At 38.7% G+C, this 23,659-nt stretch carries 23 protein-coding genes and 1 pseudogene; 12 read left to right on the top strand and 12 right to left on the bottom strand.

Going from position 1 to position 23,659, the window contains the following annotated elements:
* Window positions 1–45: 45 nt before the first annotated feature.
* Both F935_RS15300 and F935_RS15305 read left to right on the top strand, forming a co-directional pair.
* A pseudogene (locus F935_RS15300) lies at window positions 46–1,055 on the top strand (M57 family metalloprotease).
* 101 nt (window positions 1,056–1,156) lie between these two features.
* Window positions 1,157–1,531, top strand: a complete 375-nt coding sequence (locus F935_RS15305; protein ID WP_080645631.1) for a hypothetical protein — start codon at window positions 1,157–1,159, stop codon at window positions 1,529–1,531.
* A 64-nt stretch (window positions 1,532–1,595) separates the two neighbouring features.
* Here the strand turns inward: F935_RS15305 and F935_RS15310 are convergent, their stop codons facing one another.
* From F935_RS15310 to purE, 3 genes are all read right to left on the bottom strand, one after another.
* A complete protein-coding gene (locus F935_RS15310; protein WP_016139714.1) occupies window positions 1,596–2,888 on the bottom strand; it encodes a lytic murein transglycosylase in 1,293 nt (430 codons plus the stop codon).
* 701 nt (window positions 2,889–3,589) lie between these two features.
* Complete coding sequence (locus tag F935_RS15315) at window positions 3,590–4,711, bottom strand: 5-(carboxyamino)imidazole ribonucleotide synthase (protein ID WP_016139715.1); 1,122 nt, start codon at window positions 4,709–4,711, stop codon at window positions 3,590–3,592.
* Between the two features lie 9 nt (window positions 4,712–4,720).
* A complete protein-coding gene (purE, locus tag F935_RS15320) occupies window positions 4,721–5,236 on the bottom strand; it encodes a 5-(carboxyamino)imidazole ribonucleotide mutase (protein ID WP_002115451.1) in 516 nt (171 codons plus the stop codon).
* Between the two features lie 228 nt (window positions 5,237–5,464).
* Between purE and F935_RS15325 the strand changes: the two genes are divergently transcribed.
* Entirely contained in the window at window positions 5,465–5,923 is a 459-nt protein-coding gene (locus F935_RS15325; protein WP_016139716.1) for a hypothetical protein, read from the top strand.
* Between the two features lie 70 nt (window positions 5,924–5,993).
* Here F935_RS15325 and F935_RS15330 read toward each other — a convergent pair whose 3' ends face one another.
* A complete protein-coding gene (locus F935_RS15330) occupies window positions 5,994–6,356 on the bottom strand; it encodes a DMT family protein (RefSeq protein WP_016139717.1) in 363 nt (120 codons plus the stop codon).
* Window positions 6,357–6,596: 240 nt separating this feature from the next.
* On the opposite strand from F935_RS15330, the gene mpl reads away from it, so the two are divergent.
* Window positions 6,597–7,970, top strand: a complete 1,374-nt coding sequence (mpl, locus tag F935_RS15335; protein WP_016139718.1) for a UDP-N-acetylmuramate:L-alanyl-gamma-D-glutamyl-meso-diaminopimelate ligase — start codon at window positions 6,597–6,599, stop codon at window positions 7,968–7,970.
* 69 nt (window positions 7,971–8,039) lie between these two features.
* Here mpl and F935_RS15340 read toward each other — a convergent pair whose 3' ends face one another.
* Window positions 8,040–9,290 (bottom strand): low temperature requirement protein A, encoded by a 1,251-nt coding sequence (locus F935_RS15340; protein ID WP_016139719.1) that lies wholly within the window; start codon window positions 9,288–9,290, stop codon window positions 8,040–8,042.
* Window positions 9,291–9,425: 135 nt separating this feature from the next.
* Between F935_RS15340 and F935_RS15345 the strand changes: the two genes are divergently transcribed.
* From F935_RS15345 to F935_RS15370, 6 genes are all read left to right on the top strand, one after another.
* On the top strand, window positions 9,426–10,022 hold the full coding sequence (locus F935_RS15345) for a phosphatase PAP2 family protein (RefSeq protein WP_016139720.1): 597 nt from the start codon (window positions 9,426–9,428) through the stop codon (window positions 10,020–10,022).
* 318 nt (window positions 10,023–10,340) lie between these two features.
* A complete protein-coding gene (locus F935_RS15350; RefSeq protein ID WP_016139721.1) occupies window positions 10,341–11,297 on the top strand; it encodes a TerC family protein in 957 nt (318 codons plus the stop codon).
* A 296-nt stretch (window positions 11,298–11,593) separates the two neighbouring features.
* Window positions 11,594–12,649, top strand: coding sequence for an aromatic ring-hydroxylating oxygenase subunit alpha (locus F935_RS15355; RefSeq protein ID WP_016139722.1), 1,056 nt, complete (start codon window positions 11,594–11,596; stop codon window positions 12,647–12,649).
* A gap of 56 nt (window positions 12,650–12,705) precedes the next feature.
* Window positions 12,706–14,028 (top strand): guanine deaminase, encoded by a 1,323-nt coding sequence (gene guaD / locus F935_RS15360; protein WP_016139723.1) that lies wholly within the window; start codon window positions 12,706–12,708, stop codon window positions 14,026–14,028.
* Between the two features lie 217 nt (window positions 14,029–14,245).
* Window positions 14,246–14,773 carry a hypoxanthine phosphoribosyltransferase gene (hpt, locus tag F935_RS15365; protein WP_016139725.1) on the top strand — a complete coding sequence of 176 codons (528 nt, stop codon included), beginning with the start codon at window positions 14,246–14,248 and terminating at the stop codon, window positions 14,771–14,773.
* A gap of 172 nt (window positions 14,774–14,945) precedes the next feature.
* On the top strand, window positions 14,946–15,197 hold the full coding sequence (locus F935_RS15370; protein WP_016139726.1) for a GlsB/YeaQ/YmgE family stress response membrane protein: 252 nt from the start codon (window positions 14,946–14,948) through the stop codon (window positions 15,195–15,197).
* Between the two features lie 50 nt (window positions 15,198–15,247).
* On the opposite strand, the gene F935_RS15375 is transcribed toward F935_RS15370, so the two are convergent.
* The gene (locus F935_RS15375; RefSeq protein ID WP_016139727.1) at window positions 15,248–15,946 is read right to left on the bottom strand and encodes a DsbC family protein; all 699 of its coding nucleotides are present in this window, start codon (window positions 15,944–15,946) and stop codon (window positions 15,248–15,250) included.
* 95 nt (window positions 15,947–16,041) lie between these two features.
* Window positions 16,042–17,010 (bottom strand): CDF family Co(II)/Ni(II) efflux transporter DmeF, encoded by a 969-nt coding sequence (gene dmeF / locus F935_RS15380; protein ID WP_016139728.1) that lies wholly within the window; start codon window positions 17,008–17,010, stop codon window positions 16,042–16,044.
* 57 nt (window positions 17,011–17,067) lie between these two features.
* Between dmeF and F935_RS15385 the strand changes: the two genes are divergently transcribed.
* Window positions 17,068–17,331 (top strand): metal/formaldehyde-sensitive transcriptional repressor, encoded by a 264-nt coding sequence (locus tag F935_RS15385; protein ID WP_016139729.1) that lies wholly within the window; start codon window positions 17,068–17,070, stop codon window positions 17,329–17,331.
* A 48-nt stretch (window positions 17,332–17,379) separates the two neighbouring features.
* Here the strand turns inward: F935_RS15385 and mnmE are convergent, their stop codons facing one another.
* The 5 genes from mnmE to rpmH form a co-directional block, all read right to left on the bottom strand.
* Window positions 17,380–18,735, bottom strand: a complete 1,356-nt coding sequence (gene mnmE / locus F935_RS15390; RefSeq protein WP_016139730.1) for a tRNA uridine-5-carboxymethylaminomethyl(34) synthesis GTPase MnmE — start codon at window positions 18,733–18,735, stop codon at window positions 17,380–17,382.
* Between the two features lie 90 nt (window positions 18,736–18,825).
* Entirely contained in the window at window positions 18,826–20,586 is a 1,761-nt protein-coding gene (gene yidC, locus F935_RS15395) for a membrane protein insertase YidC (RefSeq protein WP_016139731.1), read from the bottom strand.
* A gap of 5 nt (window positions 20,587–20,591) precedes the next feature.
* On the bottom strand, window positions 20,592–20,912 hold the full coding sequence (gene yidD / locus F935_RS15400; protein WP_016139732.1) for a membrane protein insertion efficiency factor YidD: 321 nt from the start codon (window positions 20,910–20,912) through the stop codon (window positions 20,592–20,594).
* A 10-nt stretch (window positions 20,913–20,922) separates the two neighbouring features.
* The gene (gene rnpA / locus F935_RS15405) at window positions 20,923–21,315 is read right to left on the bottom strand and encodes a ribonuclease P protein component (protein WP_016139733.1); all 393 of its coding nucleotides are present in this window, start codon (window positions 21,313–21,315) and stop codon (window positions 20,923–20,925) included.
* Window positions 21,316–21,344: 29 nt separating this feature from the next.
* Complete coding sequence (gene rpmH / locus F935_RS15410) at window positions 21,345–21,479, bottom strand: 50S ribosomal protein L34 (RefSeq protein WP_000831329.1); 135 nt, start codon at window positions 21,477–21,479, stop codon at window positions 21,345–21,347.
* 679 nt (window positions 21,480–22,158) lie between these two features.
* On the opposite strand from rpmH, the gene dnaA reads away from it, so the two are divergent.
* Complete coding sequence (gene dnaA, locus F935_RS15415) at window positions 22,159–23,565, top strand: chromosomal replication initiator protein DnaA (protein ID WP_016139734.1); 1,407 nt, start codon at window positions 22,159–22,161, stop codon at window positions 23,563–23,565.
* Window positions 23,566–23,659: the final 94 nt, after the last annotated feature.

Raw genomic sequence — 23,659 nt, forward strand, 5'->3', positions numbered from 1 at the left:
TATTAAACTTTTTCTAAAAAACAATTTGGCATTTGGTAAAAAATAATGAGACTAAAGTCTCATTTATTTATCGGAATTGTACATTTTTTGATTGATTTTTCACTTTATATTCTTATAATACGTTTTTTTTAAAATCTCTCCCGTCAATTATGCGTTTAACATCTTTGTTACTAGGCGTTGCCTTTGCTTTTTCTAATTTTCAGGCTAATGCTAATCTTGCTACTCCAGCTCACACTCAAATTCAGCAAAATGCAGGTCAGCATCTGACTTATAAAATTGCTGAAATTGACCCCCGTTTTGGTTTAAGCCAAGATCAATTGATTCAAATTAGCCAACAAGCTGCTGATATTTGGAAACAAGGCACTGGTCAGGATTATTTTACTTATGATCCAAATGCAAAGTTAGAAATTCGTCTAGTTTACGATAATGGTCAAAGTCGTTCTGAACAGCGTCAAAAAATTGCAGCTCAGTTTCAGCAAGAACAGCAACGTGTAGTTGATGAACAACAAAAAATTAAGCAATTGAAACAAACACTTGGCCAAACTCAATCTGACCTTGAAAATAAAAAGCAGATTTTGAATGGCAAATTGAAAAATCTTGACGAGCAAATGATGCAGCTTAACCAAGGCAAATTAGCACCTGAATACAGTGCTAAATCTTTGGCTAAAACTCAGAAAGATTTGCAAAAACAAACTGTTGCTTTAAAGAAAGAAATTGCTGCATATAATGAGCAAGCTAAAGATTTAAATGTCAAAGTTACTCACTTTAACCAAATCAACAATGAGTTCAACAATTCATTGACCCAATTTAAGCAAAATGCTCAAGCTGATGTCTTTAAAAAAGGTATCTATAATGGCAAGCAAATTGTGATTTATGAGTTTAAATCTATTGATGATTTACGTTTAACAATTGCTCATGAGCTAGGACATGCACTTGGCTTAAAACACAGCGATCAACCAAATGCATTGATGTACTCAGTACGTAAAGATGGTGACAGAAAAGTCACTGGTCTTACAGATGCTGATCGTGATCTATTAAGTGCTTTACCTCAATAATTAAGAACTTGATATAAAATGATGTATCTATTTCTAATTAGATACATCGAAATTCATATCAAAGTCATGTTATTGTGGCTATAAGAGCTAACGAAAATAGAATGGAGATGAAGATGAGTTACTATCATATCCTGATTGAAGTAAATGATCATATCAGCACAATTGAACAAACGCGTGACATTGAACTGTTTGATATTATTGAAATCAAACCGTATCTTCATTCTATTCTAATCCCCTTTTTCAATGAGCATGAAATTGAGCTGGAAGATGAAAATATTGAATATAAAGATATTCTACATCTTGAAGTGAAACAGACTCTGCTACCGATTGAACATTTAATTGAAGAAGAACAAAAGCAGTTACCAAGTGATACAGATGTTACGATCACTGCGTATGAAATCTTTAATGATCGAGATTTAAGCCAAGATGTCACTTCAGTTATTTTTGATATTTTAGAAGCGGTTAAATTAGATTAGCAATCTTACATAAGCATTTAATAAAAAAGGTCTGCATGTGCAGACCTTTTTTATTATTTTCAGTTTATTGCATCATTTTTTGGGCTTGTTCTTGACGGAATGCACGTAAGATTTGTTGCCCTGCCCGTCCTGTTGGACTTAAACCTAAACGAGTTTGCTCCTGACGAATAGCGACACGGGTTTTATCCCCAATAAGACCATCAACTGCACCAATATCGTAGCCGCGATTAATCAAAAATTGTTGGATTTCACGACGTTCCGCGCGTGAAGTTCCCTGATCATCAGTTGGCCAAGAGGTTGCAAAAGGACGAGCTCCTTTTAAACGATCAGATAGATGAGCAATTGCAAGACCATAACTTTCTGCAGCGTTATAACTATAGATAGCATCAAAATTCTTAAATACTAAAAATACTGGACCATTTACACCTGCCGGTGCCATTAAACCTGCCGAAGTACTGCCAGATAAAGCCCCTTGAACAAGTGAAGAGCCGTCAATTCGGGTTACTCCTCGCGCACTCCAGCTACTTAATGCTTTCTTTGAGCGTCGCCCTTCTCCATCAATTGACATGCCTTGAGGAACTTTTACTTCAAACCCCCACGGCATTCCGGTTTGCCAACCGGCTTTATTTAAGAAATTAGCCGTTGATGCTAATGCATCTGCAGTACTCGATACCAAATCGCGACGACCATCTCCATCAAAATCAACAGCTAAACGTTCATAGGTCGATGGCATAAATTGCGTATGTCCAAATGCCCCAGCCCAAGAACCTTTCAATTGATCTTCGGTTAAGTCACCGCGCTGTAAAATACGCATGGTGGCAAAAAATTCAGTACGGAAATAACTTTGTCGACGACCTTCACAACTTAAAGTTCCGAGCGCTTGTAATAAAGGATATTTTCCAGAAATATCACCAAAATTACTTTCTACCCCCCACACTGCCACAATTGTTTCAGGTGGCACGCCGTAGGTTTGAGAAGCTCGATTTAAAACATCGCGATGTTGCGCCAGTTTTTGTTTTCCAAGCTCAACACGCTCTTCATCGACTAAGCCAGAAAGATAATCCCAAATTGGTGTCGAAAATTCTGGTTGATAGTTTAATTTATCAATAACTGAATAATCTGGAGTTAAGTTTTGAGTATAACGGTCATAAGTTGTGCCCGAGACTCCCGCAGCAATTGCTTGAGAACGTAAATTTGCCAAACAACTTTGGAAATTATTATTAGGCGTATAATCTTCGCTAGTTACTACAGGAACAGTAGCATTGCTAGATATTGTAGAACCATTAATTACGAGCTCTGCTTGAGCCTGAGTCATTGCTAAAAATACAGAGCCAACAATACAAGAAAAACGTCGCATATTATCCCAGTTTCAATTTTTGAATTTAAATTTTTAAGTACCATACCATTATGAGTCTAAAATTTCAGAGAGAAAACGTAAATTTGAATTCATAATCTCTTCTTTAAATTCATTTCCAGTGTTTTAAATTCAAATTTCTCACTTTATTTTGAATTTAAAACTTTCCCCATGGGCATCACCACTTTTGAATTCAAAATAATAACGCATAGTTTAAATTCAAAAGTCTTACTTTAAATTTAAACTATAATGCAGGCGTTTCTGTGGATAAACTTATCCACAATCGAGCAAAAACAGCACTATTTATTGATTCCATTCTATATTTCATCAGTCTTTATGACACGAAAAATCCAACCAACCAAACAATCTATACTTTTAAATTCAAAAATCATGCAATAATTTAAATTCAAACTTACCGCATTATTTTAAATTTAAAACACTTCAACAAACACCATTAGTTTTGAATTCAAAAACCATAGACTCTATCATCCGTTATAAATCAAATTCTCCTGTGGATAACTAGCTTTAAATTCAAAACAATCAGGTTTTGCTTTTTAAATTTAAAAACACCATCAATATTTAAATTCAAAAATTCCCATAAAAAGTTATCCACAAACAAAAAATTACTCAGGATTTATTATTTTTTAAATTCAAAAGATAAAAAAAGCGATCCGAAGATCGCTTTTTAGAGAATTAGAAATACTTTAGAGGGTCATATCAGCTGTTAAAGCGAGCGGTTCAGGCAAAATTTCTGCCAATTGACGGCATAATGTCGTCAATTCATTACTATCCACAGGCATTAAAGTGATATGGCCTAACTTACGGCCAGCACGTTCTAACTTGTTATAAAGATGTAGATGAGCACCATTTAAGCCAAGTACATCTTCAGTTTTAGGATGCTGACCAATAATATTGATCATCACCGTTGGGCGAACAACGTCTGTTGAACCTAATGGAAGACCTGCAACAGCTCGAATATGGTTTTCAAACTGAGAACAAACAGCGCCTTCAATTGACCAGTGGCCTGAGTTATGCACACGTGGTGCCATCTCATTTGCACATAAACCTTGTTCTGTTACAAACAGCTCTAGAGTAAGCACGCCAACGTAATTGAGGTGATTCAGCAAACGAGTAATGTAGTCTTGAGCCACAGGTTGCAAAGCTTCACTATTCGGTGCCGGAACAATTGAATGCGACAAAATGCCATTATGGTGGTGATTTTCAGCCAGTGGCCAAGTTTTTACTTCACCATTTTGGCCGCGCACCGCAATAATTGAAACTTCACGAGAGAATTTAACAAAGCTTTCGGCAACTAGACTTTTTGCAGGACCAAGTTCAGCCCAAGCAGTATCAATCTGGTCTTCTGAACGAAGTACAAACTGACCTTTACCATCATATCCACCAGTTGCAGTCTTAAGCACAATCGGCAAACCAAGCTCAGCAACAGCATTTTTCAAGCTTTCTAGACTATCTACAGCACGATACGGCGCAACAGGAATAGTAAGCTCATCAAATAAAGCTTTTTCTGACAAACGATTTTGCGCAGTTGCTAAAGCAACACGGGGAGGGTGCAATGCTTTGGTTTGTGTTAAAACATCCACATCTTCAACGGGCGTATTTTCAAACTCAAGACTGAAAACATCAGCACTTTCAATAAACTGCTTTAAGCCTTGCTCATCTTGGCTAGAAAAGACTTGGCCTAAAACACCTGCTGGACAATCTGTATTTGCTTCAAAAAAAGTACATTGAATATTTAATGGTAACGCCGCTTGAGCCATCATTCGACCCAGTTGCCCACCACCAAAAATACCGATAGTTTTATCCATCTCAGCCTCTTACACCTGACCCGGAATATTTTTGCTTGCAACTTTATCAGTTTGCGCAGCACGGAAATCAGCAACATTTTTTGCGATTTCAGGACGAGTTAAACCTAAGATTTGTGCCGCCATGATTGCAGCATTCGTCGCACCAGCTGGACCAATCGCTAAAGTACCAACGGCGATACCAGCTGGCATTTGTACGATTGAAAGCAAAGAATCTACGCCATTTAAAATTGATGATTTAACTGGCACACCCAAAACTGGTAAATCAGTTTTTGCGGCACACATTCCAGGTAAATGCGCTGCACCACCGGCACCAGCAATAATCACTTGAATACCGCGATCACGCGCAGTTTCTGCATATTCAAATAAACGATCTGGAGTACGATGAGCAGATACCACTTCCGCTTCAAATGGGACACCAAGCTGTTTAAGCATATTGGCTGTGTTTTCGAGAGTTGCCCAATCAGATTGAGAACCCATAATAATTCCAACGAGAGGTTGAGCGTCTTGTGCTGCGGCCGCATTCATTGCTAATGTTCCAGAGACAAAAGTAAAAGAAGATAAATCTCGACGAGAGCCAAGTTTTAAATGGTTCGGAAGCCCATTATTATAGACTGATTTTTCATCTCACGAAAATTTAACTGATCAGCACTGCGAATATTTTTAATCTCATCAAAAAATGTCATGGTTTAACAATGACACATTCTCAAATTTTATTAATATAGCGCCCTTAATCAAATCAATAAGAGCTTAATAATGAAAAAATTTCTTGGAGTCGTAACACTCACACTTTGCACAACAACGAGTTATCCGGCCTTAGTAAATTTAAATATCGATGAATTTCAAAAAACCATTAAAAATTTAAATAAAGAAAAAGGTTATAAGGGTGAAATCAAAAGTGGAGCATTAACTGGCAAAGTCCAAGAAAAATTTATCGTCACTGGAACATCTGCTACTGATGAAAGAGAGCCTGTACTTATGACTGGTTATTATCTTGGTGCAACTGAGGCAGGAAATTTATATTCAATTACTGAATATCGTATTTACTGTGATGATCAGACCTATGGTTATGCCATGTCTAATTTTGAGCCGGACGGCGCTTTGAGTACAACCACAACAGACAGTAATTATGCTTTTGACTATGAAGATCCAACACCAAGAGATCAGCAATTTTCTAAAATTCTAAAAAAAGCGTGTAAATACTCAGCTAAATAAATAGGTACGTCTATTAACTATGGCTTGTTATTAAATAGAATAAATCATTTAATTCACAAGCCATTGCAGCTTACTGGCTTCTAAATACGAAGTAGACACAGCCAAATAAACATACCATCGCCCAGAGATAATCCAGTTTAAATGGTTGTTTAAACAAGAAAAGCATAAACGGTACAAACACAATCAGTGTGACCACTTCCTGTGTAATTTTCATTTCGCCGAGTAACCAGCCTTGTGCACTCAACATACGAGTTGCCGGAATCATAAAACTATATTCAAGCAGCGCAATAATCCAACCGAATAAAATCGCTTGCCAGAGTGGGGCATGGTGCAAAAATTTAAGATGCCCATACCATGCAAGTGTCATAAAGCAGTTAGAAATAACTAATAGCGCAAAAGCTAAAACCGTTGGGCTCAAAGGCACATCCTTCATCTTTACGATGATTTAAGTATTCTAAAGATACAAAACATTATAAAAGATAAAACTGTAATTCAGCTTAAATCGAAAAAATAAAGATGTGCTTTTGTTAGGGCCTCAAACACATAGAACAACAACGATTTTTGACTATCTTTTCGAGTTTAGCCTTGCTATCGTTGCTGGCAAATTTATCAATAATGCACACACAGTCATTCATACGAATATTGTGTACAAAAGCAGTGGAGAAGGCGAGCAATGCATCTGCATATCTTGGGTATTTGTGGCACTTTTATGGGCTCTTTAGCACTTTTAGCTCGTGATTTAGGACATAAGGTAACCGGTTCCGATTCAAACGTTTACCCACCAATGTCTACCCAGTTAGAAAATGCAGGCATTACCCTCATGCAAGGCTACGACCGTAGTCATTTACAGCCTCATCCAGATTTAGTCATTGTCGGAAATGCCATGAAACGTGGTATTGACGCCGTGGAATATATGCTTAACGAAGGTTTGCCATATATTTCTGGCCCACAGTTCCTTGCAGATCATGTTTTACAAGGGAAACATGTGCTTGGTGTAGCTGGTACTCATGGTAAAACCACGACTACCACCATGCTGGCTTGGGTACTTGATCAGGCTGGTTTAAATCCAGGCTTTTTAATTGGTGGTGTTCCACTTGGTTTTAGTGAAAGCGCTCGTTTAGGTGGTGGTAAATACTTCTGTGTTGAAGCTGATGAATATGACTCAGCTTTCTTTGATAAACGTTCTAAGTTTGTTCACTATCATCCAAAAACGGCGATTTTAAACAATCTTGAATTTGACCATGCCGATATTTTTGATGACCTAGCAGCGATTCAAAAGCAGTTCCATCATCTTGTTCGTACTATTCCAAGTGAAGGTCGCATTATTGCGCCAATTACTGAGACTCATATTGATGAAGTACTTGAAATGGGCTGCTGGACACCAGTAATTCGTACAAGTTTAGAAGCGAATGAAAAAGCTGCTTTGTCTGCCGAATTAATCTCAATTGATGGCAGCCATTTTAAAGTACTCGAAAATGGTAATGTCGTTGGTGAAGTTAAATGGACCATGACAGGGCAACATAGCGTAGCGAATGCTTTGGCAACGATTGCAGCCGCTCAACATGTAGGTGTTACGCTTGAACAAGCTTGTGAAGCTTTGTCTAACTTTGGCGGTGTAAAACGCCGTATGGAGTTACTCGGTACAGTCAATGGTATTGAGGTTTATGATGACTTTGCTCACCATCCAACAGCAATTGATACGACTTTAGATGGCGCTCGTAAACGCTTAGGTGAACGCCGTTTATGGGCCATTATTGAACCACGTTCAAATACAATGCGTATGGGCAGTCATAAAGATGGCTTGGCGCATTCAGCACGCTTAGCAGACGATGTCATCTGGTACCAGCCAGAAGGTTTAGATTGGGATTTACAACCCGTGATTGAAGCTGCTTCTAACCATGCTCAAGTGAGCCGCTCTCTTGATGAAATTATTGAGCGTATTGTCAATGAAGCAGGTGAGGGCGACGCTGTGGTGATTATGTCTAACGGTGGCTTTGGTGGCTTACATCAAAAACTCATGAGCGCATTAAAAGCGAAAGCTGCTTAACTTCCGCTTTAGATGATTCAATAAAAAAACGGGTTTCAAATTGAAACCCGTTTTTTATATCAATTATTTTTAAACTTTTTCTGGTTCTATATTGGCCATAAATTTATTAGAAACGATTAAACGTAAACTATAGACAATACCCATCGCAAAAACGCTATATCCCACGTTATTACAAATAAACGGAATACATAAAATAATGAGCGCTGTGATCGGATAAAACCATTTGCTGATTCCCGTTAAACATTCAAATTCGTATAGCACCCAAATACAGGTGGTATAGAGCACCACGCTGACCGCAACGACTACTCCCATATATAAATCGGAAATATGGGCATGATGGGTTGTAACATCCACGGCGGCAGCAAGCGCTGCACCCACCGCAGCAATACTGACAAAAACAAAATAATGACCGTATCCCCATACAAATGGGCGTACACCTTTAACATGATGGTGTTGTTCACTACGATCAAAATAAGCCCACCACATCGCGAACATCAGCACTAATCCACCGATCATTAAGAAAACGGCAGGAACATTCATTGACTGAGCGGCTAAGGCATCACGTATTGCATTAAAACTACCGACGATTGATTCACCCAGAACAATAATCGTGAGTAAGGCATAGCGCTCTACAATATGATGAGGATGCCACGGCGTTGGTGAGTATTTTTCTGCATAGATGGGAATAAATAACTCCATAGCAGCTAAAAATAAAAATAAAGGAGCAGAAAGTACGTGTGCGAAATTAGCAACGAGCCAACCCACCTGAACCAAGACAATACCTACCGCATAGCGGTAAGCCGTAATTCGCCGCTCGGGATCATGTTTTGCTGCACGTAACCACTGGGTAACGAGTCCCATGCGCATGATCACATAACCAATGATCATTATGTCAAAATCCTGACTACGAAATACATCAGGAATACCGGCGGCCATCACCAATGACCCTACAATCTGTACAAAGGTAAGGCATCGATACAATGCATCGTCATTATCGTAAGCTGACGCAAACCATGAAAAATTCATCCATGCCCACCACAGCGCAAAAAATACCATCAGGTAGCTTGGTAACGCATGCCAGAGGTGATTTTCAATAATCGCGTGATGTAACTGCTGACCTGCTGTTGCAATCGCGACCACAAAAATTAAATCGAACAATAATTCGAGTGGAGTTGCTGCTCTATGCGGCTGTTTTGGATCTCTTGGAGATAAAGGCCTCAAACTTAATTTTTTCTGTTTTTCTTGAGTAGTCATAAAATAACGTTCTCGAATAAAGTGCCAACACGCTAACACTTTAATATTAACGTCCAGATCACGCATTAAAAATTATCTAGGCCTGCCGTTTAATCTTTACTCACAAACAAACTATATTTCATTTTTGTGACAATTCTTTATCAAGGCATTGGGCTTAATTCTTTATCATAGCCCACGTTTTTGTTGTTGTTTGGAATATGAATGTCTTTAGAAACACTCAACCTTAGCTTATTCCATGTTATTAATGGGGCTCAGGATGCGAGTCAATTTATCATTCGTCTTGCTATCTTTTTTGCTAATGATCTCCTCTATATTCTTTTATTCATCCTTACATTTTTATGGTTCTATGGGGATCAAGATTTAAAAAACAGGGTTATCAAATCTGTGTTTTTGACCTGTATATCGCTTTTGGTAGGTTACGTTATTTCTCTGTTTTACCATCACTCAAGACCGTTTGTGATGGGTGTTGGCACCACGTTTATCGAACATGCGCCAACAGCGTCTTTTCCAAGTAATCATATGCTGATTTTCAGCACCATTGCTCTGTCTTATTTGTTTGCTCAACGCAAAATGATTGGAATCATTCTTCTATCCTTATCATTTGTGGTGGCGTGGTCACGTATTTATTTAGGTGTGCATTTCCCTTTAGACATGTTGGGTGCTTTTATTGTCGCACTTCTGGTCAATACGGTGGGTTATTACTTCTGGAATGCTTACGGTACACGCTTCACTGCATTCTTTATTCACCTTTATCAGATTATATGCAAACCGCTTTTAGACCGCGGTTTGATTAAATAATCCGTCGATCTTTTTTATATTAAAACCACGACATTAAGTTCAGTTGCGTAATATAAAAAAATCTGCCATTCTATGTGAAATTGGATATGTTTTATCCAAAACAGAATTTAGTTTGACAAGGGGAGTAGCCTCCTCCAAACATAACAGCAATGTTATGTGTCAGATATCGTCAATACACTTTTATTAAAAAGTCGGTATCTGAGCATCATGAAATTCATGATGTAGGCAAGACCTTGATCATGTTGATACAGATGTTTAATTCATCTGGCGACTGGTCGAGGTTTTTTTATGCCCAATTGCCGGATGTATGGAGGATTTATGGAATCGATCGGCAATTTATGGCTGTATATAGCATTCTTTGGCATTGTTATTGTCATGCTTTTAGTGGACTTCTTAGGCTTTAAACAAAAGCAAGGCCAAGATGTTTCAATTAAGCAAGCTGCTTACTGGAGTGTGGCGTGGGTAAGCGTCGCAATGTTATTTGGTGGTGGTTTATGGTTGTATCTACAGCAAACTGCTGGTGTGACCTTAGCAAATCAAAAAACCATGGAATACTTCGCAGGTTACTTACTCGAAAAGTCCCTCGCAATTGACAACGTTTTCGTCTGGTTAATGATTTTCGCAGCGTTTGCTATTCCAGCTGCACTACAACGTAAAATTTTGCTCTACGGCGTATTAGGCGCAATTGTACTGCGTACTCTTTTTATCTTTATTGGTGCGTGGTTTGTTCAAGAGTTTTCTTGGGTGCTTTATATCTTTGGTGCGTTCTTGGTATATACAGGCTTCAAATTCTTAAAGGGCCAAGAAGAAGAAACCAATATTGAAGACATCAAAGCTTTAAAATGGTTACGTAAGCACATGCGTATTACGCCACAACTTGAAGGTGACAAATTCTTTGTACGTCAAAATGGTTTATTGTGGGCAACGCCGTTATTTTTAGTATTGATTTTGGTTGAAGCTTCAGACGTGATTTTCGCAGTAGACTCAATTCCTGCTATTTTCGCGGTAACAAGCGACCCGTTTATTGTTTTAACAGCGAACTTAATGGCAATTTTAGGTTTACGCGCAATGTTCTTCTTACTTGCTGGCGCTGCATCTAAATTGCATTACTTGCCGTATGGCTTAGGCATCATCTTATTGTTCATTGGTGCAAAAATGTTGTTGCTTGATGTATTCCACATGCCAATCTGGATCTCGTTAAGCTTTATCGTAATAGTGTTAGCAATTACTGCTTATCTATCATTGCGACACAACAAAAAGCAGTTGCAGTCGTAATTCATCCAATCAACGGATCTACATAAAAAAGCACTTTTAAAGTGCTTTTTTATTGTGCTTAATTCGCAATTAATCAGTGCATTTTAATATATACCGAATAATGAACTTTCATTATTAAAGCTAAATTAGAACGAAAATTCAAAAATATAATGCTCTAATCCTATGTATTTCAATACTTTCAATCTTATCTTCTTTATTAAAAATCAATATTGGCAAGTTCTTTGCATCTCCTAAAAAGAAAAAAGCCTAGATTTTAAGGGCTCGCGAGAGCCCTAATTTTTTTAAGGAGCGATGCCATGAATGCTATTCCAACGTTAACACCACTTGCCATGCCGTGTAACAGCAGTTTTGATGCAAAAGATTGGGAAATTTTATCGAGTCACTGGTATCCGGTTGCCCGTATTCAAGACGTCTCTACCGCACCGCAACGAGTGACTTTATTAGATGTGAATATGGCCCTGTATAAGACAGAAAGTGGCGAAATTCATCTGGTCCGAGACATTTGTCCTCATCGTGGCGTACCTTTAACCAAAGGGTGGGTCGATGGTGAAGAAATTGTATGCCCCTATCATGGTCTACGCTATAACACCGAAGGGAAGTGCACCCAAATACCAGCTCAACCTGAGTTGACCAAAATTTCTGATCGTTTTTCTTTAACCAAATTTCCAGTTGTTGAACGATATGGCCTGATTTGGACCAGTATTCATAGTCGTGACCTTACTCAAACCAATATTCCTGTATTAGATACTTGGGAGCATGCTGAGCATCAATCAATTTTGCCGCCTTTTGTCGATATTGGGGGGTCTAGCGGACGTCAACTCGAAGGGTTTATCGATGTCGCTCATTTTGCATGGGTACATCACAATGCCTTTGCGAATCGAGAGAACCCTGTCGTCCCCAAATATCATACTGAACGTACCAGCTACGGCTTAAAAACAGTCTATATCAGCAATGTCAGTAACTATCCGCATGAGCTAAAACATCTCGAACCAGAAGGCTTCTTATGGAAGCGTACCTTTGATGTCTATCCACCTTTTTCAGCAGTACTTACAGTCGATTTCCCAGAAGGTGGAGTCTTAAAAATCTTAAATGCTTGCTGTCCTATCTCAAGTAATAAAACCCGTTTATTTGTTCCACTCACCCGTAACTTTGACCAAACTGGCGATTTAGAAAAGGTATATGCATTCAATGCCCAAATTTTTGCAGAAGACCAAGACATGGTCGAATCACAAAAGCCTGAAGACCTGCCGCTTGATTTAATGATGGAAGCACATTTTGAAGCTGACCGTTCATCAACGACTTATAGACGGATTTTGGCGGAATGGGGACTAAGTAAACGTTATACCGTTTAAATCTTGGTTAACTGGGGTACAATCAACCGAAAAAAGTGAAAATATAAAGGCTTTCCATGTCATTGATCGCAAATACCACCGTTGTGCGTGGTCGTTTTTTAGATATCCAACAAACCGTCTCTGAGCCAACTGATATTCCAAATCAAGTGCGCTATTTAGAAGATGGTGTATTGATTAGTGAACATGGAAAAATCAAATGGTTTGGTGCATGGGAAGAAGCTCAAGCGCATCTTCCTGCTGGGGTTGAGGTTCAACATTACCCAGAACAATTGATTGTACCTGGCTTTATTGATACCCATATTCATTTTCCGCAAACCGAAATGGTGGGAGCTTACGGCGAGCAACTTTTAAGCTGGCTTAATACCTATACTTTTCCAACTGAAATCCAGTTTCAAGACAAAGCATATGCAAATGAAATTGCTCAGTTCTTTATTCAGGAACTATTAAAATACGGTACAACCACGGCCCTCGTTTTCTGTACGGTCCATCCTGAGTCTGTTGATGCCTTATTTGAAGCCGCAGAGCGCGTTCAGATGCGTTTAATTGCCGGTAAGGTACTTATGGACCGCAATGCCCCTGAAGCGCTGTGTGACACACCAGAAACGGCTTACAGTGACACTAAATCACTCATTGAAAAATGGCATGGTAAGGGCCGTGCTCTATATGCGATTACCCCACGTTTTGCACCAACGTCTACACCTGAACAGTTAGAAAGAGCAGGGCAGTTAAAACAAGAATTTCCTGATGTTTATGTACATACCCATTTAAGCGAAAACAAAGATGAAATTGCATGGGTGAAATCTTTATTTCCAGAACAAGCGGGCTACTTAGATGTTTATCAGCATTATGGTTTGACTGGTAAACGTTCCGTGTTTGCTCACTGCGTTCACTTAGAAGATGAAGAATGGCAATGTATGCATGATACGCAGTCGGCTATCGCATTTTGTCCAACTTCAAACCTATTCTTAGGTAGTGGTTTATTCCCATTGAAAAAAACATGGGAAAAACAAGTAAAAGTGGGCTTGGGTACAGATATCGGTGCAGGTACATCGTTTAGTTTGCTGCAAACTGTTAATGAGGCTTATAAAGTCCAACAGTTACAAGGTGATAAACTTTCAGCTTATGAAGCGCTTTATCATGCAACCTTAGGTGGAGCAAAAGCGCTTGATTTGCATGACCAGTTAGGCAATTTCAACATCGGTAAAGAAGCAGATTTTGTTGTACTCAACCTAAAGCCAACGGCATTACAGCAACTGCGTCAGTCTAAATCCAAATCTGTTGAAGATTCATTGTTTGCATTATTCACTTTAGGTGATGACCGTAATATTGAGGCGACTTATATTTATGGAAACCGTGCTTATCAAAAAGAAACAGTCTAATAAAAATCGGGCTGTTAAGTTTTTGTTATTATTTGGAATATGTGCTCTTGTATTAAAGCGGGATCGACATATTGCTCAAAATGATAAAACTTCAGAGTCATCAAAGGGTGCATGAAACATCATTTTGCTTTAAAATTTTACCATTAACTCAGATTTTAGAGGTGTTGCAGGTCAACACCTTTTTTATTTTTTCTTTTATATCTTGTAGGAATCTGACATGACTGTTGCAATGAGCATCATGATTTCAACCGAAGAAATTCAAGCAAAAGTCAAAGAGCTCGGCGAGCAAATTAACGCTCACTACGCAAATAGTGACAAAGAGTTGGTCCTGATTGGACTACTGCGTGGTTCTGTTATTTTCATGGCAGACTTATGCCGAACGATTACCAAAACGCATGAACTCGACTTTATGACAGTGTCTAGCTACGGCGGCGGTACGACTTCAAGTCGAGATGTTAAAATCTTAAAAGATCTTGATGGTGAAATTCGCGGTAAAGATGTACTGGTCGTTGAAGATATTATCGACTCAGGTAATACCTTAAGCAAAGTTATGGAAATGCTGCAAACTCGTGAACCAAATTCGATTCAATTGTGCACGTTAGTGAGTAAACCATCTCGCCGTGAAATTGATCTCGAAGTGAAATTTTTAGGTTTTGAAGTTGAAGACAAGTTTATTGTGGGTTATGGATTAGACTACGACCAAAAATATCGCCACTTACCATTTATTGGCGAAATTGGTTTATAAATTTCAAAAAAATAGCACCGCGAGGTGCTATTTTTTTATATAAAACCTTAGCTTCGAACAAAAAAGACACAAAAAGTCGCAATCTGCTACAGACAAAATAGATGACTCTGCCGCACGATAGAATATGAAGCAAAATCATTAACTTCATCAAAAAAACAACTGGAGAACAAATATGTGGTCACTCATTGTCGCTATTGTAGTTGGTTTCTTTGCTGGCTTAATCGCTCGTGCCTTACATCCTGGAGATGATAAAGCAGGTTTTATCGTAACCACTCTAATTGGTATTGCAGGTTCACTTCTAGCCACTTATGGTGGTCGTTTACTTGGCCTTTATGGAGAAAATTCAGCTGCGGGCTTTATCGCATCTGTAATTGGTGCAGTCGTTATTCTCTTTATTTACAATTTAATTGCACGAAAAAGTTAATGACTTTTAGGCAATAAAAAAGCACCTGTTGGTGCTTTTTTTAATTCATTTTATAGACCTAATTCTTTCCACACTGCCTGAATTTCTTCGGCAGATCGAGCACCTACCAGTTTAAATCCATTTGCAAAAATCAGGGTAGGGGTACCATTAAAACCTAATTTCTTTCCAAGTTCTAAATTACGGTCAATTGGATTAGCACAGCTTGCAACTGTTGGTTTAACACCTTGCTGAATCAGTTTTTTCCATGAATAGGATTGATTTGGCGCACACCACACCTGTCTAGAAACAACAATAGACTGAGGTTTTAAAGGATAGATGAAAGTGTAAATGGTCACATCTTTCAGCTTATCGAGTTCAGGCTCGATCTGCTTACAATAAGGACAATTTGGATCAGAAAATACGGCTAAAACATGCTGTCCATTACCTTTGACTGTTTTAATCGCATCTTTTAAAGGCAATTGTTTCCAATCAATTGAGTTCTGCCCTAACACCAGATCTTTAGTTAAGTTTTTCTGGTCTTTTAAACGAATCATAGAGCCTACAAACATATGTTGCCCATCTTCACCAACATAGATGATTTGTTGATCGAGATTAGCGCTATATAGCCCAGGCATTTCGGTTTTCTGAATATTGCTAATTTTCAAATTAGGATATTGTTTTTTAATATTTTCCCTAACAGAATCCACATTGGCGAAACTCATACTTGTAGTTAGGCTAAATAACGCCAATATTCCTAATTTTTTAAGCATAAAACCGACTCATAGGTAGGAGAGGAGATCATTTTAATCAGTTCAGCTTTTGAAAACAGAACTGATTACCGAGTTATAACCAAAATGCCACTCATTTATGCCAATGTTTCACGTGGAACATGACTAGGTTTTAGAGTATTAATTTCTACCGATATATGCACAATTTCATCATGAATTGATAAAGCCTGACGAATCTGATCTGCGATTAAAGAAATATCATCGGTTTCGAGCGCCAAAATACAAGAAAATTTGCCTTTTGCGACTTTCCAAACATGAATATCCGTAATTTCAATGTGTTTAGGAAATTCAGCAATCACTTCACGAATTTCTTCAACCACAGGATGATCCATTTCTGCATCTAGAAGGGTTTTCCCTGTCTCTTTTATTAATCCAAGAGACCATTTTGCAACCAAAATAGCGCCTAAAATCCCTAAAAGTGCATCTAAAAAATCCCATCCAAAATATTTACCAGCACAAAGCGCAACAATTGCAAAAACAGAGGTCACAGCATCTGCAACCACATGTAAAAAAGCAGCTTTTTGATTTAAATCATGATGATGATGCCCATGTTCATGATGGTGATGGTGATGGTGATGGTGATGGTGATGGTGTCCATCATCGCGAAGTAACCATGCGCAAATCAAGTTAATGACCAAACCTAAAACTGCAATAGGAATCGCTTCATTATAAAAAATCTCAACTGGATTAAATAAGCGCTGTATCGACTGAAAAGCCATAAAAATGGCGACAACCATCAGCAAAATTGCACTGCTATAACCCGCTAAAATCTCGATTTTCCAAGTTCCAAAACTAAACCGGCGATCTTTGGAATAATGACGAGCTGCACGATAGGCAAAATAGGCTAAACCGAGTGCCAACATATGTGAACTCATATGCCAACCATCAGCCAGAAGCGCCATTGAATTGAAAAACCATCCACCGAATATTTCTAACACCATCATAGATGCCGTTAAAATCGTTGCAACCAAAATACGTTTTTGTGCAAGTGGATTTCCTTCATCAAACTGATGTTGATGATGACGTGATACACTATGATCTTGCATAAAATTTAAACCCAATATACTCCCTACCAGTATATTAAATTATACAAGAGAACACAGATGAGTCACATTGGTCAGGATAAAAAAATAGTTAATCGTGTAAAACGACTAAAAGGGCAAATTAATAGTATTGAGCATGCCGTTGAACAGTCTGATATTTCATGCATAGAAATACTGCAACAAGTTGCTGCAATTAAAGGTGCAATAAACGGTTTGATGAGTGAATTGATGGAACAACACTTACATCACCATGTGCTCAAAGAAGCCCAAGTTGATCAAAATGAGTTAGATGAGTTTTTAAAAGTTCTAAAAAGATACGGCTAACGAGGTGACTGAATGACACAGCCATGTGCATCATTCAGAATTCTGTAGTTATTTTCCAATACAAAACGAACCAAAGATTTTTCCTAATAGGTCATCAGCACTAAAGTCACCGGTAATTTCACCTAAAGCATTTTGAGCAAGACGCAGTGATTCAGCGACTAGTTCACCCGCGTTAAATACAACAAGTTGCTCATGTGCTTCTGAAAGATAGAGCTGTGTGCGCTTCATTGCGTCTAAATGACGAGTTCTCGCAATAAATGTATCTTCCTCAGGATGAAAGCCTGCATGGGCTGTAATCGCCTCTACGAGGCCTTGTACGCCCATCTCTTGTTTTGCCGAAACGGTAATGTGACGGAACCCTTGAAAATCGTTTATCTCAGCTAATTGACCAGTTAAATCGCATTTATTACCAATTAACATTAAACGGCGCGGTTCAATGTGTTCAGCAAAATATTCTTGAGCAAGTTTTAATGGGTCATCACCTTGATTTAAATCATAAACCAGCAATAACAAATCAGCTTGTTCAATTTCTTTGATTGCTCTACGAATCCCTTCTTTTTCAACAATATCACCTGTTTCACGAAGACCTGCGGTGTCTGTTAAGGTAATTGGCAGACCATTTAAGCTAATTTTTTCATGTAAAACATCGCGAGTTGTACCAGCAATATCGGTCACAATTGCGCGTTCAACGCCAGCTAGCGCATTTAACAAGCTCGACTTACCCGCATTTGGTTTACCTGCAATAACAACTTGTAAACCTTCACGTAGTAATTGGCCCTGTCGCGCAGATGTTTGAACTGCATGTACCGAGTGCTGAACATCTTCAAGTAAAGCTAAAATTTTGCCATCTGCCAAGAAATCAATTTCTTCTTCAGGAAAATCAATTGCAGCTTCAACATGCAAGCGTAAATGGATCAGTTTTTCTAAAACGGTATTAATTTTTGTTGAAAAAGCGCCTTGTAAAGAGCGAACAGCAGAACGTGCAGCAGCTTGCGATGTCGCATCAATCAAATCGGCAATCGCTTCAGCTTGCACCAAATCCATCTTGCCATTTTCAAAAGCGCGCATGGAAAACTCACCCGCTTTTGCGGCAATTGCACCAAGCTCAAATAGACGACCAAGCAATGCGTTTTGAATGACTGGACCGCCGTGACCTTGTAGTTCTACAACATCTTCACCTGTAAATGAGTGAGGATTGGGAAAGCATAGAACAATCCCTTCATCCATAATGCTTCCATCAGCATCATAAAACTTACGGAACCCAGCCATACGTGCTTCAGGCAAGTTTTTCTGTGTCAGGTTTTGAGCAATTTCATAAGCCTTAGGCCCCGATAGGCGAATCACGCCCACACCACCACGCCCTGGCGGTGTTGCAATTGCGGCAATCGTGGTTTGACTTTGCATATTATTCACCTAAAAACCTAAAATCCAGCCAAAGAAAAATCCGCCTAAGATTACCATCTTAAGCGGATTTATTCAGCAAAAGTTAAACGATTAAGATGCTGATTCAGTCTTATTTATACGACTTTTCGCAACACTCTTGTTAATAAACGATTGCTGTAAAATTGTAATACTGTTGTTCACAATCCAGTAAAGCACCAGACCTGAAGGGAAGAACAACATAAATACCGTGAACATAATCGGCATAATGCGGAACACTTTTGCCTGCATTGGGTCAGCTGGTTGCGGGTTCAACATTTGCTGTGCAAACATGGTAGCACCCATGATCAACGGCAAGATGAACCAAGGATCCATTGCTGACAAGTCTTGAATCCAGCCTAACCATGGTGCGTGACGTAATTCCACACTTTCCATGAGTACCCAGTACAAGGCAAGGAAAATTGGCATTTGTAGCAACAACGGTAAACAGCCTGAAAGAGGATTCACTTGTTCGCGTTTGTATAAAGCCATCATTTCTTGCGAGAAGCGCATACGGTCTTCACCGAACTCTTCTTTCATGCGTTGCATTTCTGGTGCAATCACACGCATTTTCGCCATAGAACGATAACTTTTTGAAGATAAAGGCCACAAAATCATCTTCACCATAACGGTAAGTAAGATGATTGACCATCCCCAGTTGCCCACAATGCTATGGAAAAATTGAAGACCTAAGAACAGTAACTTCGCAATCGGCCATAACCAACCATAATCAACAGTCTGATTCAAACCAACCGCTAAATCTTTTAATTCAGATTGTACTTTCGGACCTGAATAAAGTTTTGCGTCCACTTCCATTGAAGTGCCTGCTGGAACATTAATCACTGGTGAGGTAAAACCAATGATATTCATATGATCAGCAGATTGACGAGATTCAAGTTTAGCTACATAAGGCTGACCATTTGCTTGAGTCAGTTTAAGATTTCCAGGAATCCAAGCACTTACAAAATAATGCTGAACAATCGCAACCCATCCACCTTTCGCTTCAGTGCTTACTTTTTCTTCTGAGAAATTAGCAAACTTAAGCTTGTTGTAGTGTGAATCAGGTGTCCCCCAAGCTCCACCTAAGAAAGTTCCTAGAGTGAAAATACCTTGAGAAGATTTACCAGGATCTTCAGAGTTATCACGCTTTAATTGTCCAAACATCTGACCTTGCCAGCTTTGTTGGCTACGGTTAATCACTTGATGTCTTACAACAATTGGATATTGCCCTTGGGTAAAGGTAAAAGTTTTAATAATTTCAACGCCTTCAGGTGTTTTAAACACCATTGGAACGTTTAAAACTTTTTCAGATTGACCCTTTTGATCCTGCACACCCTTAGCATCAGCCAAAGTATATGATGTTTTTTCAACAGCATATAATGGACGACCACCACGACTGCTATCTGGTCCATTCAAACCAATTAAGCCAGATTGAGCAACATATGTACGCTTGGCATCATTTTCAAGCATAACAAAAGGCTGATCGCTGTCTTTGCTTCTGTCGTGTGAGAGTAATTCAATACGAACAATATCACCACCTTTTGGATTGATCCAAATATGGTAAAGGTCAGTTTGTACTGAAATAAGCTGTTGATTCACAGGTGCAGTTGCATCTGTGGTTTGTGACTGCGCAATATTTGCTTGTGGCACATCGGAAGCCACTGTTGCATTTTTAGCATTTGGCAAATCAGCAGATACTTCATGTGAACTGACAGCCGCCGCTTGTTTTTGCGGTGCAGTTGCAGCATTTCCATAATCTTTTTGCCAAGCCAAAATGAGCAAATATGCGGTGACAAACATGGCCCCGAGAATTGCAAACCTGGCCCATTGTTGCATATCTATTACCCCAAATGGTTAGAGAGATTTTGCTTCAGTAAACGATCACGAAAGGGTACAGCAACATGATGCGTTTGAGAATCTATTTGATGAAACGAAATAAAACGAATTGCTTTTGGCGGTACTGGATCATATCCAGATCCTCCCCACGGATGACAACGACAAATCCGTTTAGAAGATAACCAAACGCCTTTTATCGCACCATGAGTTTGCAATGCTTCTATCGCATATTGGGAACAGGTCGGAATATAACGACAACGGGGTCCAAGAAGCGGACTAATCGCAATTTGATACAGTCGAATCAACCAACGTAGATAACGAACCATTGGCTATCTCTTAATTCTGCGAGTTTGTGCCAACTTTAGAATGTTTTTTTGCTAAGCGCTGTAATTTTTGCCAAGCAAAATCTAATTGTTGATATAGCTCAGCGTTTGTAATCGCTTCTATACCGACTTTCGGCATTACCACAATATCTATGTCTGATCCAAAATTCGGTTGGTGTAGACGAAAGCTCTCACGAGCAAGACGTTTTATTCGATTTCTTTCATGCGCACGGCGCACTTTTTTCTTAGCAACGACAATACCCAAACGGCTATTAGGCTGTTCGGTTAATTTTGCAAGAAATAAAAAATGGGGTTGATGCACTTTAAAAAGCGCACCATCGAATACACTTTTATAATCTGCAGCACAGCGTATTCGCACATCTGTGCTAAAATTGTAAAGTGTCATCACACCCAAGTCTGGTCAGCGTAACAGTATTAAACAGTTAAGCTATGACGACCTTTTGCACGGCGACGAGCTAATACTTGACGACCAGCTTTAGTTGCCATACGAGCACGGAAACCATGAACGCGTTTACGCTTTAATTCAGATGGCTGGAAAGTACGTTTCATATCGAAACTCCCAAAAATGATCTTTTATAAGGTCCGCGATTTTATTGTGCAATGTTTACGCTGTCAATGAAAAACCAAGAAAGTTTTGTATTTAATCCAAATTTTAATCTCTCTACTTCTTTTTTATGATTGTCATAATTCAGTGCAATATATAGCTTTTAAAGTTATGCACAAACTAATTGTCTATTTTAATTAGAACTTTTATTATATACACACCTTATATACACACTTATCAACAAAACAAGATATCATCTTGGCTTTGATTTGCTGCATTTGAATTTAAATTCATATTTTGCAGTTATCCACAAAAGATCACCTCCCTATTAAATAAATTCAAATTTTAAAATTTATATTTATTCTTATTAGGAGCTCTTTTTTCTGTGGATTTCGCACTTTTAAATTTAAAAAACATATATTTGGGTTGTTGATAACTCTGTTTCTATTATATTTATGGATTGTGGATAAGTTTATGTGATAATTTATCCACAGGTTGTGCAAAAAGTTATACACAAGTGGTTTTGAATTTAAATTTATTCACAAGAGATTTCTTTTTAGGCAAAATCACTCGAATTCGTCATGACAGATGTGGATAACTTGGTTAGAATGGCGACCCCTTCTCATTAGGAAGGGTTAATCTTTGGATTATTTGAATTTAAAAATGCAGAAATAGGGGATACACATGCTTTGGACAGACTGCTTAACTCGCTTGCGACAAGAGCTCTCTGATAACGTCTTTGCGATGTGGATTCGCCCATTAGTTGCTGAAGAAGTAGAAGGAATACTACGACTCTATGCTCCTAACCCTTATTGGACGCGTTACATTCAAGAGAATCATTTAGAATTAATTTCTATATTGGCTGAGCAGTTATCAGAAGGGCGTGTCCGTCAGGTTGAGATTTTAGTTGATTCTCGTCCTGGGAGTATTTTGTCGTCGAGTGAACAACCGGCAACCACTACGGCTGCTTTGCAAACTGCACCACCACAAAGTATTAAAGTAAAAAAAGAACCAGAGTCTTTTTCTAGTTCTCATGCGAATAGTGTGGTCAATCCAAAAACATCGAAAAAGAAACTGCTTAATCCTCAGTTTACTTTTTCTTTATTTGTTGAAGGCCGCTCGAATCAGATGGCTGCTGAAACATGTAGAAAAGTATTAACTCAATTAGGTGCTTCACAGCATAACCCTTTGTTTTTATATGGACCTACAGGGCTTGGTAAGACACATTTAATGCAGGCAGTTGGTAATGCTTTATTACAAGCCAAACCCAATGCCCGTGTGATGTATATGACTTCTGAGAGCTTTGTTCAGGATTTTGTGAGTTCTTTACAAAAAGGCAAAGTAGAAGAGTTTAAGAAAAACTGCCGTTCTTTAGATTTATTGTTGGTCGATGATATTCATCTCTTAGCAGGGAAAGAAGCGAGCCTAGTTGAGTTCTTCTATACATTTAATGCCTTACTTGATGAATCTAAACAAATTATTTTAACTTCAGACCGTTATCCAAAAGAATTAACAGAGTTAGATCCACGTTTAGTTTCCCGTTTTTCTTGGGGACTTTCTGTAGGTGTTGAACCACCAGATATTGAAACTCGTATCGAAATTTTATTAAAGAAAGCGGAAAATAGCGGCGTTGATTTACCTCGAAATTGTGCATTATTTATTGCACAACAAGTTGTTGCTAACGTACGTGAACTTGAAGGTGCGCTTAATAAAGTCGTTGCAATTTCCCGTTTTAAAGGCGCGCCAATTGATCTTGATGTCGTTCGTGAGTCTTTAAAAGATGTATTGGCGATCCGTGCACGAACAATTAGTGTAGAAAATATCCAGCGTGTGGTGAGTGAATATTTCCGTATCCCGTTAAAAGAATTAGTAGGACCCAAACGTACGCGAATTTATGCTCGACCACGTCAGTTAGCAATGGGTCTTGCTCGTGAATTGACTGGTGATAGTTTTCCAGAAATTGGAATGGCTTTTGGTGGACGCGACCACAGTACTGTGATGCATGCTTGTGAAAAAGTAACCAGTCTGCGCGGAGAAGATCCAATTTTTGACGAAGATTATAAAAATCTACTGCGTCTACTTCAGAGTTAATGAAATAATAAGACCTTGTTGCAAAGTCTACGTAAGTGCAGCATAGTACACAGCTAAAAAATGAAATATTTGCTCCAAGTTGCTAGAGGAATGA

Source organism: Acinetobacter calcoaceticus ANC 3811 (genome assembly GCF_000399665.1).
Classification (GTDB): Bacteria; Pseudomonadota; Gammaproteobacteria; order Pseudomonadales; family Moraxellaceae; genus Acinetobacter; species Acinetobacter calcoaceticus_B.